Origin of the sequence: Streptococcus loxodontisalivarius, assembly GCF_016908645.1 — a bacterium.
In the GTDB taxonomy this organism is placed as follows: Bacteria; Bacillota; Bacilli; order Lactobacillales; family Streptococcaceae; genus Streptococcus; species Streptococcus loxodontisalivarius.
Genome location: NZ_JAFBEH010000005.1, coordinates 1 through 18,622, shown reverse-complemented (window position 1 = coordinate 18,622; position 18,622 = coordinate 1). Strand labels below are relative to the sequence as shown.

The 18,622-nt window shown below is 41.3% G+C and carries 16 protein-coding genes; 5 read left to right on the top strand and 11 right to left on the bottom strand.

The genetic code is table 11. The annotated features are described in order from the left end of the window. Positions 1–115 precede the first annotated feature (115 nt). The 3 genes from scrK to JOC28_RS01930 form a co-directional block, all read right to left on the bottom strand. Positions 116–1,006, bottom strand: a complete 891-nt coding sequence (gene scrK, locus JOC28_RS01940) for a fructokinase ScrK (RefSeq protein ID WP_205008962.1) — start codon at positions 1,004–1,006, stop codon at positions 116–118. A 176-nt stretch (positions 1,007–1,182) separates the two neighbouring features. After that, a complete protein-coding gene (locus JOC28_RS01935; protein WP_205008961.1) occupies positions 1,183–3,138 on the bottom strand; it encodes a sucrose-specific PTS transporter subunit IIBC in 1,956 nt (651 codons plus the stop codon). Between the two features lie 217 nt (positions 3,139–3,355). Beyond that, positions 3,356–5,269: a sucrose-specific PTS transporter subunit IIBC gene (locus tag JOC28_RS01930; RefSeq protein ID WP_205008960.1), complete on the bottom strand. Its 1,914-nt coding sequence runs from the start codon at positions 5,267–5,269 to the stop codon at positions 3,356–3,358. A gap of 208 nt (positions 5,270–5,477) precedes the next feature. On the opposite strand from JOC28_RS01930, the gene JOC28_RS01925 reads away from it, so the two are divergent. Beyond that, positions 5,478–6,920 carry a sucrose-6-phosphate hydrolase gene (locus JOC28_RS01925; RefSeq protein WP_205008959.1) on the top strand — a complete coding sequence of 481 codons (1,443 nt, stop codon included), beginning with the start codon at positions 5,478–5,480 and terminating at the stop codon, positions 6,918–6,920. Positions 6,921–6,924: 4 nt separating this feature from the next. Further along, a complete protein-coding gene (locus JOC28_RS01920; RefSeq protein WP_205008958.1) occupies positions 6,925–7,887 on the top strand; it encodes a LacI family DNA-binding transcriptional regulator in 963 nt (320 codons plus the stop codon). Between the two features lie 275 nt (positions 7,888–8,162). On the opposite strand, the gene nusB is transcribed toward JOC28_RS01920, so the two are convergent. From nusB to uvrA, 8 genes are all read right to left on the bottom strand, one after another. Continuing rightward, entirely contained in the window at positions 8,163–8,597 is a 435-nt protein-coding gene (nusB, locus tag JOC28_RS01915; RefSeq protein ID WP_205008957.1) for a transcription antitermination factor NusB, read from the bottom strand. After that, entirely contained in the window at positions 8,590–8,979 is a 390-nt protein-coding gene (locus JOC28_RS01910) for an Asp23/Gls24 family envelope stress response protein (protein WP_205008956.1), read from the bottom strand. Before JOC28_RS01910 ends, nusB begins: the two co-directional genes overlap by 8 nt. Before the next feature lie 48 nt (positions 8,980–9,027). Next, positions 9,028–9,588, bottom strand: a complete 561-nt coding sequence (gene efp, locus JOC28_RS01905; protein ID WP_205008955.1) for an elongation factor P — start codon at positions 9,586–9,588, stop codon at positions 9,028–9,030. A gap of 110 nt (positions 9,589–9,698) precedes the next feature. After that, positions 9,699–10,598, bottom strand: coding sequence for a Tim44 domain-containing protein (locus JOC28_RS01900; protein WP_205008954.1), 900 nt, complete (start codon positions 10,596–10,598; stop codon positions 9,699–9,701). An 11-nt stretch (positions 10,599–10,609) separates the two neighbouring features. Continuing rightward, complete coding sequence (locus JOC28_RS01895) at positions 10,610–11,065, bottom strand: deoxycytidylate deaminase (protein WP_205008953.1); 456 nt, start codon at positions 11,063–11,065, stop codon at positions 10,610–10,612. 12 nt (positions 11,066–11,077) lie between these two features. After that, positions 11,078–12,145, bottom strand: coding sequence for a M24 family metallopeptidase (locus JOC28_RS01890; RefSeq protein ID WP_338058052.1), 1,068 nt, complete (start codon positions 12,143–12,145; stop codon positions 11,078–11,080). 164 nt (positions 12,146–12,309) lie between these two features. Next, on the bottom strand, positions 12,310–13,005 hold the full coding sequence (locus JOC28_RS01885; protein WP_205008951.1) for a hypothetical protein: 696 nt from the start codon (positions 13,003–13,005) through the stop codon (positions 12,310–12,312). A gap of 194 nt (positions 13,006–13,199) precedes the next feature. Continuing rightward, entirely contained in the window at positions 13,200–16,022 is a 2,823-nt protein-coding gene (gene uvrA, locus JOC28_RS01880) for an excinuclease ABC subunit UvrA (protein ID WP_205008950.1), read from the bottom strand. A 382-nt stretch (positions 16,023–16,404) separates the two neighbouring features. On the opposite strand from uvrA, the gene JOC28_RS01875 reads away from it, so the two are divergent. From JOC28_RS01875 to JOC28_RS01865, 3 genes are all read left to right on the top strand, one after another. Next, positions 16,405–17,349 (top strand): magnesium transporter CorA family protein, encoded by a 945-nt coding sequence (locus JOC28_RS01875; protein WP_205008949.1) that lies wholly within the window; start codon positions 16,405–16,407, stop codon positions 17,347–17,349. Between the two features lie 209 nt (positions 17,350–17,558). Then, complete coding sequence (locus JOC28_RS01870) at positions 17,559–18,218, top strand: DUF1129 domain-containing protein (protein WP_205008948.1); 660 nt, start codon at positions 17,559–17,561, stop codon at positions 18,216–18,218. A gap of 163 nt (positions 18,219–18,381) precedes the next feature. Beyond that, a partial coding sequence (locus tag JOC28_RS01865) for a transposase (protein ID WP_205008947.1) occupies positions 18,382–18,622 on the top strand: 241 nt, incomplete at its 3' end.

The following is an 18,622-nucleotide window of genomic DNA, read 5'->3' as shown; positions in this document are numbered from 1 at the left end:
CTTCTTTCTAGCTTGAGAACTATTGTCGCACTATTATACTCAAAAAGCGTCTCAATTTGCAAGTAAAAATCAAAAAGAGCTCAGAAGTTGACTTCTAAACTCTTTCTTATCTGACTTATTTTGAGAATTGGTCTGCTACTTTCTTAGCAAGGGCAAAGTTACCAAGTGTCGCTGAGCCATTTTCCGCAACAGCTGGTGTCACGATGTACTCAGTAACATCAGGTACTGGAAGGTAGCCATTCAAAAGGGCTGTGAATTTTTCACGAACACGTTTAAGCATGTGTTCCTGAGCCATAACACCACCACCAAAGACGATAACTTGTGGACGGTAAAGAACAGTTGCTTGAACAGCAGCTTGTGCGATGTAGTAGGCTTGGATATCCCAAACATCTGAGTTTTGCTCGATCAACTCACCACGAATACCAGTACGAGCTTCAAGCGATGGACCTGCCGCAAGACCTTCCAAACAACCATTGTGGAATGGACATGTTCCGACAAACTCATTAGCATAGTCACGTGGGTGACGTGGTACGTAAACGTGGCCAGCTTCAGTGTGACCGATACCGCCTACAAATTCACCATTTTGGATTGTACCAGCACCGATACCTGTTCCGATAGTGTAGTAAACAAGGCTGTTGACACCTTTACGAACAAGTGTTTCACCGTAGGCTGATGAGTTTACGTCTGTTGTGAAGTAAAATGGTACGTTGAATTCTTTTTGGATAAGACCAAGAAGGTCAACATTTGACCAGTGCTCTTTAGGTGTCGTTGTCACATAACCATAAGTGTCTGAGTTTTGGTCGATGTCGATAGGTCCAAATGAACCAACTGCGATACCTGCCAAACGATCTTCGTAGCGTTTGAAAAATTCTACCGTACGTTCGATTGTTTCATAAGGTGTTGTTGTTGGAAATTGTGTTTTTTCAATGACTTGGAAATCTTCATCACCAACAGCACAAACAAATTTTGTTCCGCCAGCTTCCAAGCTACCGTATAATTTAGACATTTTTTCTCCCTTTTAATGTAAATAGATACTTTAATATTATAAAAAAAAGCTGACGCAAAAGCAAGATATTAGCGGTCTTAGGGAGCGTTTTCTAAGACTGGAAAAGAAAAGAGAGCCAGAAGCCCTCAAGTTAGATCAAATGTCCAACTTTTGAGGAATTCTAAACTCTCACATCTTTATTTAACAGAAATGAAATCGTCACCTTCTGCAACTGTACCTGAAGCAACTGGTGTTACCTCTGCGTATTCTGCAGTATTTGTTACGATAACCATTGTTGTGTCATCAAGACCTGCTTCTTTGATAACTGAGCTATCAAAGGTTGCCAAGATATCACCTTTTTTAACAGTTTGTTCTGCTACAACCTTAGCATCGAATCCTTTACCATCAAGTGATACTGTATCGATACCAACGTGGATAAGAATTTCTACACCATCGTTAGATTTAATACCGTAAGCGTGACCTGTTGGGAAAGCGATTTGAATTGTACCATCTACTGGTGAGACAACTTGGTTGCCACTTGGTTTGATAGCAGCCCCTGAACCCATTGCACCTGAAGAGAAGACTGGGTCATTAACGCTTGACAATTCAACAACTTCACCAGCAAGTGGCGCAGCGATTGTTTCAGCAACAACAACTTTTTCTTCAGCTTTTGGTACTTCTTCAGCAACCACTTCTTTAACCTCAGCTTCTGCTGCTGCAGTAGCTGCTTCAGCTGCAAAGACGTCAGCTGCTTTTGTTTTACCGTAGAAGTATGTTACAGCGAAAGCAATTGCAAATGACAAGATTTCACAGATGATAAAGAAGACGATAGATTGTGCTTGGATTGAAAGGAATCCAAGTACACCAGCTGAACCAAGAGAAACACCGATAACTTTCCAAAGACCTGCAATTGCAGCGGCTGCTGCAGAACCTACCAAGGCACAGAAGAATGGGAAACGGTATTTAAGGTTAACACCAAAGACGGCTGGTTCAGTAATACCAAGAAGGGCAGACACACCAGCTGATGATGAAAGACCTTTTGTTTTTGAATCTTTAGTCAATGTGTAAACTGCAAAGGCAGCGGCAGCTTGCGCCATGTTAGCCATTGAGGCAACAACGAAGATGAAGTCACCTGAACCCTTACCTGAGTTATAGGCAGTGATCAATTGTGTTTCAAAGGCTGGGAATGATTGGTGAAGACCAGTTACAACGATTGGTGTGTAAAGAGCACCGAAGATACCCATACCAAGGAAACCAGTTGTGTCATACAACCAAACAAGACCAGTTGTCAACCATTCTGAAACAGTACCGAAGACTGGACCAATGATTGAGAATGTCAAGAAGGCTGTAATCAACATTGTCAACAATGGTGTGAAGGTGAAGTCGATAGCTGAGTTGAGGTGTTTACGGAACCATTTTTCAACCACACACATTACCCAAACAGCAACCAAGGCTGGGATAACTTGTGATGTGTATTGTTGAGCGTGTACTGTCCAACCGAAGAAATCCCAGTTCAAGCTAAACTTAGTTGCAGTAGCGATTGTTGAGTTCAACTCTTGTGAGCTCATCATCAATCCAAGGGCAGCACCGAGGAATTGGTTACCACCAAAACGTTTAGCACCTGAAATACCAATCAAGACTGGAAGGTAAATAAATGGTGCATCAGATAGGACTGTCAACATATTTGACAAACCAGTGAATTGTGGGTATTGAGCAATAAGTGACTCAGAACCGAACAAGCCTGCTGATTTGAAAATGTTGTTAAGAGCCATCAAAAGACCACCAGCAACAAGGGCTGGGATGATTGGCACGAAAATATCTGCCAAGATCTTAATGAAAGCCATGATTGGATTTTGTTTTTTACCGTTTGCAGCAATTTGCTTCAAATCATCAGTAGAAACTTCTTTCAATCCTGTTTGCTTAATCAATTCAGCATAAACATGGTTAACATCACCAGCACCGATGATAACTTGATATTGACCGTCGATTTTGAATGTCCCCTTAACATCAGGGTTTTTGTCAAGTGCTGCTTGGTCAACCTTGCTGTCGTCTTTCAAAACAAGACGAAGACGTGTCGCACAGTGAGCACCTGCAATTAGATTTTCCTTACCAACGGCAGAGATGACGTCGGTAGCTACTTTACTATAATCCATTACAGTAAAAATCCTCCTTAAATTTATCTTAATAATTTTATCGCAAAATTGATTTGAAAGCAAATGAAAGATTTTGCTAACTAATGATATTTTGGACTATTTTATACATATATCACATGTTGTTTTTAACTTTTAATCATCATTCTTTCAAAGAATACCACTGCTTCTTTTCAATCAAGTAAAAAAGAGCTTGGAAAACCAAACTCTTTTCATACTTTTATTTAACGTTGATAAGCTTGTCGCCTTTAGCAACTGAACCGGATGCAACTGGGGCTACTTCTGAGTAGTCTGCTGTATTTGTCACGATGATCATTGTTGTGTCATCAAGACCAGCTTCAGCGATAACTGAGCGATCGAATGTTCCAAGAACATCACCAGCTTTAACTTTTTGTTCAGCCTTAACTTGTTGATTGAAACCTTTACCATCAAGGGATACTGTATCAATACCGATGTGGATAAGGATTTCAGCACCGTTATCAGATTTGATTCCGTATGCGTGACCTGTTTCAAAAGCAATTTGTACAGTACCGTCTACTGGAGAGTAAACTGTGTCACCGCTAGGTTTAACAGCGATACCTTTACCCATTGCCTCTGAAGCAAATACTGGATCATTTACTGAAGTCAATTCAACTGCTTCACCGTCAAGTGGTGAAACGATTGTTTCTTCTGAACGTGTAGCTGGTGCTTCTTCAACAAGATTACCAGTTTGTGCTTCTTCGGCAAGACGAGCATTCTCGTCACTTTCAGAATCATCTTCTGAGTAACCGAACATCCATGTCAAAGCAAAACCAAGTGCTGTAGTTGCAAGTACCATAATAACATACTTAACAAGTTGACCGTTCAAATAGAGGAGTGTACCTGGGATAATTGTAACACCAAAACTTGTCCCTGCAAGCTCCCAAATATTTGCTAACCAACCACCAGCTGCACCAGCGATAAGACCCATTATGAATGGTTTACCAAAACGAAGGTTTACCCCGAAGATAGCTGGCTCAGTGATACCAAGACTAGCTGAAAGTGCCGCTGGGAAAGCAAGTGCTTTAAGCTTAGCATCCTTAGTTTTTACACCAACTGCAAGAGTAGCACCAAGTTGGGCAGTCATAGCAGCTGTGATAATTGCGTTCAATGGGTCAGACCCTTGACTATTTACCAATGTTGACTCAATCAAGTTGAAGATATGGTGAACACCTGTTACCACGATGACTTGGTGAACACCACCAAGGATTAAACCACCAAGACCAAATGGCAATGACAAGAGAATGTTGGTAATAATTTTAACATAAGATTCAACCTCGTGGAAGATTGGACCAATGACAAAGAGTGCCAAAATAGACATAACCAAGAATGTCAAGAATGGTACTAAAAGCAAATCCAAAACATCTGGAATAATCTTATGTAATCTCTTCTCAAGTTTTGCACCAATCAAACCAACGAAGAAGGCTGGAAGGACTGAGTTTTGATAACCTACAACCTTAATAAATCCGAAAAATTTAATTGGATCAGCAGTCCCTGATGCAACAGCCCAAGCATTTGGCAATGATGTATTAACCATCATCAAACCAAGTACTAAACCAATCAGTGGATTTCCCCCAAAGACACGGAAGGCTGACCAACAGATAAGGGCTGGGAAGAAGGCAAAGGCTGTATCAGTCAGAACAATTGAGTAAATATAGAAATTTGAAGCTTCAAATGCTTTTTGAGTTGTTCCGAAAAGACCAAGAACTGTGTCATTGTCAATTGCACCACGAACACCCATGAAGAGACCTGTCGCAACGATTGCTGGAAGCAATGGAACGAAAACGTCACCAAAAGTACGGATAGCGCGTTGGAGCCAGTTACCTTGTTTAGCAGCCTCAGCTTTTTGTTCGTCCTTAGATGCAGTTGGAAGACCCAAGGCTACAACTTCATCATAGATTTTGTTAACAGTACCAGTACCAAAGATGATTTGGTATTGACCTGAGTTGAAGAAAGCACCTTGAACTTTTTCAATGTTCTCAGCTTTTTCCTTGTTGATTTTTTCTTCATCAACAACCATAACACGAAGACGTGTCGCACAGTGAGCAACACTGCGAACATTCTCGCGACCACCTAGGGCCTCGATCACTTCTTTTGCAATTTGTGTGTTATCCATTTGCAAAAAACTCCTTTAAAATAATATGTAATTTCTTTTGTGAAAGCGTTTCACATTTTCTACAATTCTTATTTTAGCATTTTTTAAGCTTATGTCAACCGTTTTGCAGAAATTTTTAAATTAATACCTAAATCGTTGATTTTTCAACAGGAAACGTTTAGTATAGATACTAGATTAATATATTATTAGACTAGAGGAGATCACTAAAATGAACCTACCTACAGAAGTCCGTTACCGTCCTTACCAAGACTGGACTCAAGAAGAAAAAAATAAAATCGCTGAAAATGTTGCTAAGTCACCTTGGCACTCTGGCTACCACCTAGAGCCAAAGACAGGTCTTTTGAATGACCCAAACGGTTTTTCATATTTCAATGGAAAATTCCAACTCTTCTATCAAAACTGGCCATTTGGTGCAGCCCACGGTTTGAAACAATGGGTTCACACTGAATCTGAAGACTTAGTTCACTTTACAGAAACTGGTGTGACACTCGAGCCAGATAATGCTAACGACAGCCACGGTGCCTACTCTGGTTCTGCCTATCAAGTTGGCGATAAACTCTTCCTATTTTACACTGGTAATGTCCGTGATGAAAACTGGGTTCGTGATCCACTTCAAGTCGGTGCTTGGATGGACAAGGATGGTAATATTGAAAAATTCAAAGAAGTCCTCATTCAACAACCAGACGATGTTACAGAACACTTCCGTGATCCACAAATTTTCGATTACAAAGGTCAATTTTATGCTATCGTAGGTGCACAGAACCTTGATAAACAAGGTTTTATCAAACTTTATAAGGCTGTAGATAATGACGTCTACAAGTGGGAGCTTGTTGGAGACCTTGACTTTGGCGGAACTGGTTCAGAATACATGATCGAGTGTCCAAACCTTGTCTTCGTCGATGACAAACCAGTCCTTCTATACAGTCCTCAAGGTTTAGATAAATCTGAACTTAACTATGACAATATTTATCCAAATACCTATAAAATCTGTCAATCGTTTGACACAGAAAAACCTGCCCTTGTTGGAGCATCAGAAATCATCAATCTTGATTATGGTTTTGAAGCCTATGCAACACAAGGTTTTAACGCACCAGATGGTCGTGTCTTGACAGTTAGCTGGATTGGTCTTCCTGACGTTGACTACCCAACTGACCAATATGATTACCAAGGTGCCATGAGTTTGGTTAAAGAACTTTCTATCAAAGATGGTAAACTCTACCAATACCCAGTCGTTGCAATGGCTGAGCTCCGCCATTCTCAAGAAGACTTCTCAGATAAAGTAGCTACCGAAAATAGCTACGAGCTCGAATTGACTATCCCTGCTGACACGAAAACTGAGCTCCGCCTCTTCGCTGATGATAAAGGAAATGGTCTCAACTTGACTATCGACACTGAATCAGGAAAAGTTATCCTAGATCGCTCACAAGCAGGTGTTCAATACGCAACTGACTTTGGTACAAGTCGTGAATGCGACCTTAACGCTGGTCAAGAAGCTACTGCCAATATCTTCGTTGATAAGTCAATCATTGAAATCTTCATCAACAAAGGTGAAAAAGTCTTTACAAGTCGCGTCTTCCCACTTGAAGGACAATCTGGTATCCAGTTACTTTCAGGTCAAGCTAGCGGTTCATACTTTGAATTGAAAGCCTAAGCCTATGGTGGCAAAACTAACAGACGTTGCTGAACTCGCAGGAGTCAGTCCAACAACTGTCTCTCGCGTCATCAACAAAAAAGGTTATCTGTCTGAAAAGACTATCAAAAAAGTTGAAAAGGCCATGAAGGCTCTCAACTACAAGCCAAACAACCTAGCTCGAAGCCTGCAAGGAAAGTCAGCTCAGTTGATTGGTCTGATTTTTCCAAATATCTCAAATATCTTCTATGCTGAGCTGATTGAACATCTTGAGATTGAACTCTTCAAGCATGGTTACAAGGCTATCATCTGCAATAGTCAACACGATCCAATCAAGGAAAAGGAATATTTAGAGATGCTTTCTGCCAATCAGGTTGACGGCATCATCTCATCCAGCCACAACCTTGGTATCGATGTTTACGAGCAAGTTGAAGCCCCAATAGTTGCCTTCGACCGAAATCTGGCACCTACCGTTCCCATTGTTTCTTCCGATAATTTCGAAGGCGGAAAAATGGCTGCGCGAACTCTAGAAAAGGCTGGTTGCCAAAACATCATCATGATTACTGGTAATGACAACTCCGAATCACCAACCGGACTTCGTCGATTAGGCTTTAATTTTCACCTAAAAGGCGCTAGCGTTCACCAGGTACCTAATAGTTTGTCAAACATGCGTCGAGAGATGGAAATCAAATCTATCATCGCTACTCAGAAACCTGACGGCATCTTTGTTTCAGATGACTTGACAGCTATTATGACCATCAAAATCGCCCAACAGATGGGCTGCCAGATTCCAAATGATTTAAAAATCATCGGTTATGACGGCACGCGCTTTGTCGAGGATTTCTATCCTCAACTGACAACTATCAAACAACCTATCGCTGAAATAGCCTGCCTGCTAGTTGATACCCTCTTAAAACGTATCAACCATGAAAAGACTAGCAAGGATTATATCCTGCCAGTTAGCATCATTTTAGGCGATTCTATCTAGAATAAAGAAGTATGAGGCTGGGCAAAAAGTCCCTGGCCTCTTATTTGTGTAGTCTGATGTGCAAGACGCAGTGGTTGGGAGAGGATGAAAGCTACGCTTTCCTTATTTCCCACCTGAAACAGTCCACTGGACTGTTTCAGGTCAGCAACTTAAAAGAAAGACTTGCTGACAAAATCGAATTCCTTCATTAAATGCTAAAACTATCTCCCAGATAGTTTTACTGTCCCACTCTCTTTTGATTATCAAAAAAAGCCGAGCTAGGCTCGACTCATCTATTATGCTTCTTCTGTGACGAATTGGCTCAAAAGTCCATTGACGAATTTCGCTGATGTTTCGTCTGAGTACTTTTTAGCGATTTCGATAATCTCATTAAGTGCTACACGTCCTGGTGTTTCATCGAAATACTTGATTTCGTAGAGTCCCAAGCGCAACAAGGTCTTATCTGTCAAAGTCAAACGCTCAAGCGTCCAACCTGATTTCAGATTATCAGAAATAAGCTGATCCAATTCTTCTTTATGATCTTGAACACCATTAACAAGGTTAAGTAGGAAGACAGGTACTTCTACCACTTGGTCCTCTTCAAATTCCTTATCATGTCCATATGAGGCTTGAGCAGCTTCCAAGAAGTCTACTCCAAACTCCATGCTAAAGAGTGCCTGAAAGGCACGCTCACGCAGGTCTCGTCTTGAATCTTTAAAACTCTTACTCATTCAAGAAATCCTCATTAAACAAGGCTGCCAAATCAGGTTTTGGTGTCTTATCTGTCACGATTCCAGCAACATGGATATTAACCTCTGAGATAGCTACTTCTGCCATATCATAAACAGCTGATTTTACAGCTTGTTGCACAGCCATTGCCACAGATGGTACGTTAACACCATATTGAAGGTAAACATAGATATCTGCATTGACTGTTCCATCTTCAGCTGTCTGAAGGTAAACACCTTTTCCGAGTGCAGTCTTGCTAAGACCGTCTGCAACTGTCTTGTTGTGCAATGAATGAACACCGTCAACCTTTGTTGCAGCAATGCCAGTAATGACTTCTAGCACACGTGGTGAAATAACGATATCACCGATTGTTTCTGTTGTCATAGCATGTCCTTTCTCTTTATCTGGGAAACATCTTACAAAAGATTCTTTTTAGGCACGTGAAACGTAAGTACCTTCTGCAGTATTGATAACGAGTTTTTGACCTGCTTCGATAAAGTCAGGAACGTTAACAACAAGACCTGTTTCAAGAGTTGCAGGTTTACCTGAACCTGTTACAGTAGCACCTTTGATTGATGGTTGTGTTTCAGCAACTGTCAATTCAACTGTTGTAGGTACTTGAACACCGATAACTTCAATTCCGTAGAATTGGATTTTAACATCTGAGTTTTCAAGGATGTAAAGCAATTCGTTTTCAACATTTGCAACTGGAATTTCGTATTGATCGTAAGTTTCGTTGTTCATGAAGAAAGCTGTGTCGTCCATTTTGTAAAGGTATTGTGCTGGTACAGTTTCGATGATTGCTTGTTCAAATTTTTCCTCTGGGCGGTAGCTTGTGTCGAAAGTTGAACCTGTACGAACATCACGCAATTTCATACGCATGATAGTGTTACCTTTACCTGGTTTGTGGTGGCTTGCTTCCAAAACTTTGATCAATTTTCCGTCAGCAGTTTCAAAAGTCATACCTGCTTTAAGCTTACTTGCTTCAATCATGTTATATTACCTCTTTGTAAAAATTATTTATCAACTCATTTTATCACAAATAGCTTGCTTTCTCAAATAGTTTATTGATTTGAATCTATATTGAAAAAGTCAGGCTAAGATTAACGATAAAAATCATCTTCGTCTACGACTTCGTAAATGTTTAACTTCCAAGAACTATAGTCATCTGCAGCTAATACAGAGTCTTTTTCACGTAGGAATTCTAATTTATAGACCGTAAAGAGATCCAACCAGCGATTTCCTTCAACAATATCGCCAGTCTTATCATCAATAACGTAATCTCTCAAATAAGATGACAAGTAGACTGTCACTACATCGAACTTGTCTCCCACATCAAATCTTCGAATAACAGAATTCTCAATACTGATTTTCTCCAAGACATTGGTCGTATTAGAGCGGATATAGTCTTGAAGCTGTCTTTCATGCGTCTCAAAGAGACCAGAAGTTTCCAAATCTCTAACCTTCTCCCAATCTTTATTCATCCAGGCTACCTGCAAATCAAGGTAAAGCTTGTTGACATAGGAAATAAAGTCATTTTCATCAAAACCAGGATAAATCATCTTGATTTCATCGACTTCTCTTATTTTATTGCTTGGAGTTGGATTGGTATATGTTGGTTCATAATCAGGTTCTTCATCCTTAGAACCAAAATTATCCCAGTTAGGTTTAAATATTATTTGAGTTAAGGTTACGATAAAACTAACAGCTAGTATAAACGGTATAACACCAGCAAGAGCACTTGTCGTTACGTCGTCACTTTCTGATACGCTCGAATAATCGGAACTATTACCACTAAGACGAAAGCCACCTGTTGAATTACTGTAATAGCTACTTCGGTTACTACCGCTATAACTACTTCCACTGCTACTCCTATTGCTACTGTGGTAACTGCTTCTACTGCTACTCCCACTTCGTGTATGACCTACACCGGCATCTACCGGCATTGTAAAGGTCAAGCCAAGCATGACCAATCCTAAAAATACTAAAATTCTCTTTTTCATCTCTCTTATTTTTACTCTTCCATGCCCAGCGTCACTTCTGGGACATCATGTTGGACATAGGCGATTCCTTTTGCCTCCATGAGCTCAATGGCAAATGGATGAGGTCGGTAATTGGCTTTATAGGTGATTTTCTTGATTCCTGCTTGAAGTAAGGCCTTGGTGCAATTGATACAAGGGAAATGTGTCACATAAATCTCTGTATTGTTGGTTGAAATTCCCTCTTTAGCACACTGGATGAGGGCATTCATTTCAGCATGGACAGTTCGGATACAATGCCCATCTTCCATATAGTGCCCTGCTTCATTGCAGTTGTCTGTCTCAGAAACGCCTCCGTTATAACCTGTGGCGATGATGCGATTATTTTTGACCAAAACAGCTCCAACAAAGGCACGGTCGCAAGTGGAACGTTTGGAAATCAGCTCTGCATTTGCCATAAAATAATCCTGCCAAGAAAGTCTGTCTGTCATCTCATACCTCTCCTACTTAATCACAATCAATTCTTTTGGCGCCAGCGTCAGAACCTCGCAACCATCCTCGGTAATCAAAAGGTCATCTTCGATACGGACACCATACTTATCAGGAATGTAAATCCCTGGCTCGTCTGTCAGAACCATGTTAGGCTTGATCGTCTCATCTGATGTCCCAAAATAAGGGTACTCATGGATATCAAGACCGATACCGTGACCGATACCATGGGTAAAGTAATCTCCAAAACCAGCATCCTGAATCAACTGACGAGGAATCTGGTCAAACTGACGATAGGTCACACCAGCCTTAGCAGCATCAATCAAAGCCTGATTTGCCGCCAAAACAGTCTCATAAATCAGACGCTCTTCATCTGTCACGTGACCCACATGGACAGTACGTGTCATGTCGCTGACATAGTGGTCATAGTAGCAACCAAAATCAAGGGTTAGGGTCTCGCCAGACTGGATAATCTTATCACTTGCCACACCATGGGGCATAGCAGAGCGATAACCAGATGCCACGATGAACTCAAAAGAAGCACACTCAGCACCATATTGACGCATACGAGCGTCTAGGAAGTGATTAACCGCCATCTCAGTCGTCTGACCAGGCTTGATAAAGTCTAGAACATCAATGAAAGCCTTATCTGAAATCTGACACGCCTTGCGGATAGCAGCAATCTCTGACTCATCCTTGATGATACGCAAATCCTCTAGGAATAAATGCTGCGCTTGCAAGTCAAATCCCTGAAAAATCTGACTCAAAGTCTGATAGTCTGCATAGGTCACCTGCTCATCAAAACCAATGGTCTTAAGATGAGAACCTTCTAGCAATTTGATAATTTCAGTAAGTGCAGAGCGAGTCTCAACAATTTCAAACTCTGCTGTAATAGACTGCTTAGCAATCAAAGTATAACGTGCATCTGTTAAGAAAATACGACGATTACGACCGATAAAAACCGTACTTTCTGTTCCCCAAAAGCCTGTCACATAATAAACATTACGCTGACCAGAAATGATAATCCCATCAAGACCATTAGCCTCAAGCTTTTCTTCTACCTTTTTCAAACGTGCTTCAATAATCGCTGACATATGAAAACTCCCTATTCTATAAGAATTACATTAAGTTTACCATGATTGACTCATATTTAAAAGTATTTACGGAAAATTCCAAACATTTGCAGGGGTGTTTAAAAATAGAAAAACTCCTAAACAAAAGTTAGAAGTCTTTCACACTATGTATTTTACTTTTTATCACTATTCACAAACTTAACACTATCTTCACTCAAATCGACAGATAAAGTCTGATCACTGCTGAGATTCAAGACATCTTCCAAAGCTTTCTCTGCATATTCAATAGTTTTCTGAGATTTTTTCTCTATCAATTCTTGAGATGTTTCGTAAACCGCTTCATTACCCTTTTCACTCAAAAATTCTTGTGCCTTTTGACCTGATGTTGCAGCATCAACTACCTTATCAACAAGTCCATTACTCTGTGATGGAATTTTAATCTCTCCATCAACTTGAGAATCAACATATATAGTTAAAGGTTTCTTGAAAGTTACTGTATTATCAGTAATGGTAATATCGTTTTTGCTAACATTAGCTAAATCTAGCTTAAAATCTGTTTTTACAGGAATATCAACTGTAATATCTCGTCCGACAAAAAGCTTTGTTATAGCTTGTGTCCAGTCTGGCCAAGATTTTACATTATCATTTGAAAAAGTCTGATTTGCAGTTGTTTCCACCTCTGCATCAGCTACTAATAGCTGAGTCTTTTGACTAAATCTCTTGATTACAAAATTATAGGTTACTGAATTCGTCCCTTTAAACAAACCAAAAAGGCCATTTTGAAAATAAAAATAAACTCCCAACACAATAGCTACTAAAACTACTAACGAAGCGATTTTACCAGCAACAGCTTTTCCTAAAATCTTCATTTTTCTACTCCTCAACAATTTGCTATTTAGAAAGGCTTGGCTGGTAAGTCAAGCCTTGTTGTATGTAGTATAACAAGCGATTTGTCAAGTATTTTGTGACAAAAAAAGAGACAAACTGCTGTTCATCTCTTCTATGCTTTGTTTATAGTGGATTGAGAAAGGAAGAGAACACGCCCTAACCTTTATTCAATTCACTATAGTTTTGTTTTCAGATACTGTCCTGTGTAGCTTGCTTCTACTTGTGAGACTTCTTCTGGTGTTCCTGTGGCAACGATTGTTCCACCGCCGATACCACCTTCTGGTCCAAGATCGATGATGTGGTCTGCTGTCTTGATGACATCTAGATTATGCTCGATGACAAGGACAGTATTTCCCTCATCAACAAAGCGATTAAGCACAGTAATCAAGCGTGAAATGTCATCGGTGTGAAGACCTGTTGTCGGCTCGTCCAAGATATAGAAGGACTTACCAGTTGAACGTTTGTGAAGTTCCGATGCTAGCTTCATACGCTGTGCTTCACCACCAGATAGGGTTGTGGCTGGCTGACCGAGTGTCACATAACCCAGACCTACATCCTTGATAGTCTGCACCTTACGAGCTATCTTAGGAATAGCAGCAAAGAATTCTACCGCATCATCAACAGTCATGTCCAAGATTTCAGCGATATTTTTATCCTTGTAGCGAACTTCTAGGGTCTCCGAATTGTATCGTGTTCCGTGGCAGACTTCACACGGCACGTAAACATCAGGAAGGAAGTGCATCTCAATCTTGATGATCCCATCTCCAGAACAGGCTTCGCAACGTCCACCCTTGACATTAAAGGAGAAACGCCCCTTCTTATAACCACGAATCTTAGCTTCATTGGTCTGAGCAAAGAGGTCACGAATATCGTCAAAGACTCCTGTGTAGGTAGCTGGATTTGAACGAGGCGTACGCCCAATCGGACTCTGGTCAATATCAATCAAACGTTCAATATGCTCAATCCCTGTGACTTCCTTGTGTTTACCAGGCTTGTCCGAATTACGGTTAAGCTTTTGAGCGATAGCTTTTTTCAAAATAGCGTTGACCAAGGTTGACTTACCAGAACCAGACACACCCGTCACAGCTACGAACTTGCCTAGCGGGAACTTGGCATCCACATTCTTGAGGTTGTTTTCAGTCGCTCCCTTGACTTCAAGGAATCTGCCGTTACCAGCACGTCTTTCTACTGGAACAGGGATGCTCTTTTGACCTGAAAGGTACTGACCTGTGATGGAGTTCTTATTAGCAGCGACCTCCTCAGGTGTCCCTGATGCCATAATTTGTCCACCAAAGGCACCTGCACCTGGACCTACATCAATTAGCCAGTCAGCTTCACGCATGGTATCCTCATCATGTTCAACCACGATAAGCGTATTTCCTAAATCACGCATCTTCTTAAGGCTGGAAATCAAGCGGTCATTGTCACGCTGATGAAGACCAATCGATGGCTCATCCAAGACATAGAGAACACCGCTCAAGTTTGACCCAATCTGAGTCGCCAAACGGATACGCTGACTCTCTCCACCAGAAAGAGTTCCAGCTGTACGAGAAAGGGTCAAATAATTCAAACCAACATTATTAAGGAAGGTCAAGCGGTCAATGATTTCTTTGAGGATTGGACGGGCAATCAATTCGTCATTCTGCCCAAGCTCTAGCTTAGACACAAGGTCTAGATGATCTTCAATAGAAAGATCTGAAATCTGTCCGATATGAAGACCTGATTCACCACCGACACGGACTGATAGCGCAGCATCATTGAGGCGATAGCCGTGGCAGGTCACACAGGTCAACTCGTTCATGTAGGCACGCATGACATTACGAGTGTAGTCGCTGTTGGTCTCGTGGTAGCGACGGTTGATGTTGGATACCACACCCTCGAATGGAATGTCGATGTCACGCACACCACCGAACTCATTTTCATAGTGGAAATGGAACTCTTTATCATCTGAACCGTAGAGGACCAGATTTTTCTCCTCATCAGTCAAGTCTTGCCAAGGCTTGTCCATAGGCACAGCAAACTGAGTCATGGCTTGCTCAAGCATCTGTGGATAGTAGTTTGAAGAGATTGGATTCCAAGGGGCAATGGCACCCTCTGCCAGAGTCTTCGTCGCATCAGGTACAACCAAGTCCAAGTCAACTTCCAACTTCATTCCCAAACCATCGCAGGTTGGGCATGAGCCAAATGGCGCATTGAAAGAGAAGAGACGAGGCTCAAGCTCAGGCACTGTGAAACCGCAGACAGGACATGAATAATGCTCAGAGTAGAGCAACTCGTTGCCGTCCATGGTATCGATAATCAGATAGCCATCTGCCAAACGCAGAGCTGCCTCAACTGAGTCGAAAAGACGAGAACGAATGCCCTCTTTATTAACCAAACGGTCAACGACAACCTCGATATTGTGCATCTTGCTCTTAGACAGTTCAGGAACTTCAGAGACATCATAAATCTCACCATCCACACGGACACGAACATAACCGTCCTTTTGAACCTTCTCAAAGATACCCTTGTGTTGCCCTTTTTTACGACGAATCACTGGCGCCAAAATCTGCATACGTGTACGCTCAGGCAATTCCAAAACCTCATCAACAATCTGCTCAACAGAAGAAGCCGCAATAGCCCCATGCCCATTGATACAGTAAGGCACACCCACACGTGCATAGAGCAGACGCAGGTAATCATTGATTTCCGTCGCTGTTCCTACCGTTGAACGAGGATTTTTACTGGTCGTTTTTTGGTCGATGGAAATAGCAGGGCTAAGACCATCAATGGAATCTACATCAGGCTTTTCCATATTTCCCAAAAACTGACGCGCATAGGCAGACAAACTCTCCACATAGCGGCGCTGCCCTTCCGCATAAATGGTATCAAAAGCCAAAGAAGACTTCCCAGAACCAGACAAACCAGTCACAACAACCAACTTATCCCTAGGAATCTCCACATCAATATTTTTCAAATTATGGGCACGAGCCCCATGAATAACTAACTTATCTTGCATAACAAATGATACAAAGCCCGTAAAAAACGACTGAATTTTAGGAAATCAACGCAGGGTGCTTGCACACAAGGCGATTTATCTAAATTCCGAGTTTTTAGGGCGTGTTCTAATCCTTTCTATAATACATCAAACCGAAACCAAAGCATTAAAGATTAAGGTCTCTTACATTTTTGTCTGCTAGAGCAGGATTTCAAAGCGAGGATTTGGCAGAACATTTCCTTTCTACATGACAAAAAGCCATCACTATTGGCTCTGACACTTTATTTTCAATACCTTATTATAGCAAATTTTCTCCTCTTTAACGTCCACAAAACTTGACAATTATAGTATAATAGTATGGTATGTGTCTCAGGCACTAATATCGAGTAAGGAGGGTTTTCCTATGAAGCAGATGTATTTGTCAACTGCAACAGATTTCAAAGATATCGAAACATTCGAGCCTGGCGCTTGGATCAATCTGGTAAACCCTTCCCAGGAAGAGTCTGTCCGTGTCGCTGAACGCTTTAACATCGACATCACCGACCTTCGTGCCCCGCTCGACTTGGAAGAAATGTCTCGTGTCACGGTAGAAGACGACTACACGCTTATCATCGTTGACGTTCCCACTTACGAGGAGCGCAACAACAAGAGCTACTACGTCACTATCCCTCTGGGTATCATCGTAGCTGAAAATGTCGTTATCACCACTTGTCTTCAGGAGCTCAGCCTCTTTGACAATTTCCTCAACCGACGCATTCGCAACTTCTACACCTTTATGAAGACCCGCTTTGTTTTTCAATTACTCTATCGAAATGCAGAGCTCTTCCTGACAGCCCTCCGTTCTATCGACCGACAAAGTGATAAAATCGAGGCACAACTTGAAGATGCCACACGAAATGAGCAACTGATCGACATGATGGAGTTGGAGAAGTCAATCATTTATCTGAAGGCTTCTCTAAAAATCAATGAGCGAATCGTCAAAAAACTCTCTTCCAGCACTTCTAGTCTCAAAAAATACATCGAAGACGAAGACCTGCTTGAAGATACCATCATCGAGACCCAACAGGCCATTGAGATGGCAAGTATTTATGAAAATGTCTTGAATGTCATGACTGAGACATCTGCCTCAATCATCTCAAACAATCAGAACACCATCATGAAAACCCTAGCCCTCATGACCATGGCACTGGATATTCCGACCGTGGTCTTCTCTGCCTACGGTATGAACTTTAAGGACAATACCATGCCATTCAACGGTATTCCAAATGCCTTTTGGATTATCGTTCTCATCGCTGCACTTGGCTCATCATGTGTTGTCATCTATTTCTTCAGAAAACGCTGGTTCTGAGAGTGAGACAGAAATCGGTAATTTCGAAGAAATTTGATTTCGACGTCTCACCTCCGCACAGTTGATTCATCAACGAATTAGAGCCCACTCAACCACTGCGATTCGTTTACAATTGCTTAATGCACTTGTTTATACAATATTTCTTTTTATCCCTACTAATCACTTGCGACTAATTAATCATCATTTACTATATATTACAGGAGTTCCAAATGGATTTACAAAACCTTACTAAGAAAAACCAAGAGTTTATCAATATCGCAACCCACCAACTTATCCGTGACGGTAAAACCGACCAAGAAATCAAAACCATTCTTGAAGAAGCTCTGCCAACTATTCTTGAAAATCAAGAAAAAGGCATCCCTGCCCGTACTGCTCTAGGTGCACCAACTGTCTGGGCGGCAGCATTTACTCCAAAAGAATCAGATAAGGCGGCAGAAGTTAGCGAAAAAGATACAACACCATGGCGTATGTGGCTCAATACTTCACTTTGGCTCTTTGGGCTTTTCGCCCTTGTAACTGGACTCCTCAGTCTAGTGAGCACAAATTACCCACAGTACGGTATCCTAACACTTCTCGTCCTCGGTTTCGGTGGTGGTGCTGTTATGTACGGAAGCTATCATTACATCTACCGTTTCCAATACACTGAACAACGTGTCGGATTCCTCAAAACTATCCTAATCATGTTTGTTATGTTGATTCTCTGGATGCTCCTTTTCGGTCTTACAGCCCTCATTCCATCATCAATCAACATCACCGTTTCAAGCATCTTTAGTATCGTACTTGGAGCTATCGTCCTCGTTGGACAATACTTCTTCCGTAAAAAATACAATATCGAAAGTGCTTGGGCACCTCGACAAAATATCAAATAAAAAATATCACCTATCGGATAAAACTGATAGGTGTTTTTCTTGGCTCTATAATTTCTGTAGTGGGTAAATCCACCTAGGAGATTGTAGGGCTTTTTGAGTGTAGAAAAAAAGTCCCACATGACTTATAATGAAAAGCGACAAAACCATCATTAGAAAGATTCATATGGAACAAGTAGATTATATCAAAGACTCGCTCGATATTAAAGACCCAAACATCACTTTTGAAAAAGATTTTGACAAGTTCCCAACTCACAAAGTCTTTTATGCTAAATTAGATTATGATGCGCCACAATGTCCTAGCTGCCAAGGTGACATGGCTAAGTACGATTTCCAGAAGCCATGCAAGATTCCTTACCTCGAAATGGTGGGCTACAAGATCCTTATCCGTCTCAAAAAGCGCCGTT

Coding starts and splice junctions, on each gene's coding strand:
- JOC28_RS01925 (WP_205008959.1), top strand. CDS start 5,478: ATGAACCTACCTACAGAAGTCCGTTACCGTCCTTACCAAGACTGGACT.
- scrK (WP_205008962.1), bottom strand. CDS start 1,006: ATGTCTAAATTATACGGTAGCTTGGAAGCTGGCGGAACAAAATTTGTT.
- efp (WP_205008955.1), bottom strand. CDS start 9,588: ATGATTGAAGCAAGTAAGCTTAAAGCAGGTATGACTTTTGAAACTGCT.
- JOC28_RS01895 (WP_205008953.1), bottom strand. CDS start 11,065: ATGACAGACAGACTTTCTTGGCAGGATTATTTTATGGCAAATGCAGAG.
- nusB (WP_205008957.1), bottom strand. CDS start 8,597: ATGAGTAAGAGTTTTAAAGATTCAAGACGAGACCTGCGTGAGCGTGCC.
- JOC28_RS01885 (WP_205008951.1), bottom strand. CDS start 13,005: ATGAAGATTTTAGGAAAAGCTGTTGCTGGTAAAATCGCTTCGTTAGTA.
- JOC28_RS01910 (WP_205008956.1), bottom strand. CDS start 8,979: ATGACAACAGAAACAATCGGTGATATCGTTATTTCACCACGTGTGCTA.
- JOC28_RS01900 (WP_205008954.1), bottom strand. CDS start 10,598: ATGAAAAAGAGAATTTTAGTATTTTTAGGATTGGTCATGCTTGGCTTG.
- uvrA (WP_205008950.1), bottom strand. CDS start 16,022: ATGCAAGATAAGTTAGTTATTCATGGGGCTCGTGCCCATAATTTGAAA.
- JOC28_RS01920 (WP_205008958.1), top strand. CDS start 6,925: ATGGTGGCAAAACTAACAGACGTTGCTGAACTCGCAGGAGTCAGTCCA.
- JOC28_RS01875 (WP_205008949.1), top strand. CDS start 16,405: ATGAAGCAGATGTATTTGTCAACTGCAACAGATTTCAAAGATATCGAA.
- JOC28_RS01930 (WP_205008960.1), bottom strand. CDS start 5,269: ATGGATAACACACAAATTGCAAAAGAAGTGATCGAGGCCCTAGGTGGT.
- JOC28_RS01870 (WP_205008948.1), top strand. CDS start 17,559: ATGGATTTACAAAACCTTACTAAGAAAAACCAAGAGTTTATCAATATC.
- JOC28_RS01935 (WP_205008961.1), bottom strand. CDS start 3,138: ATGGATTATAGTAAAGTAGCTACCGACGTCATCTCTGCCGTTGGTAAG.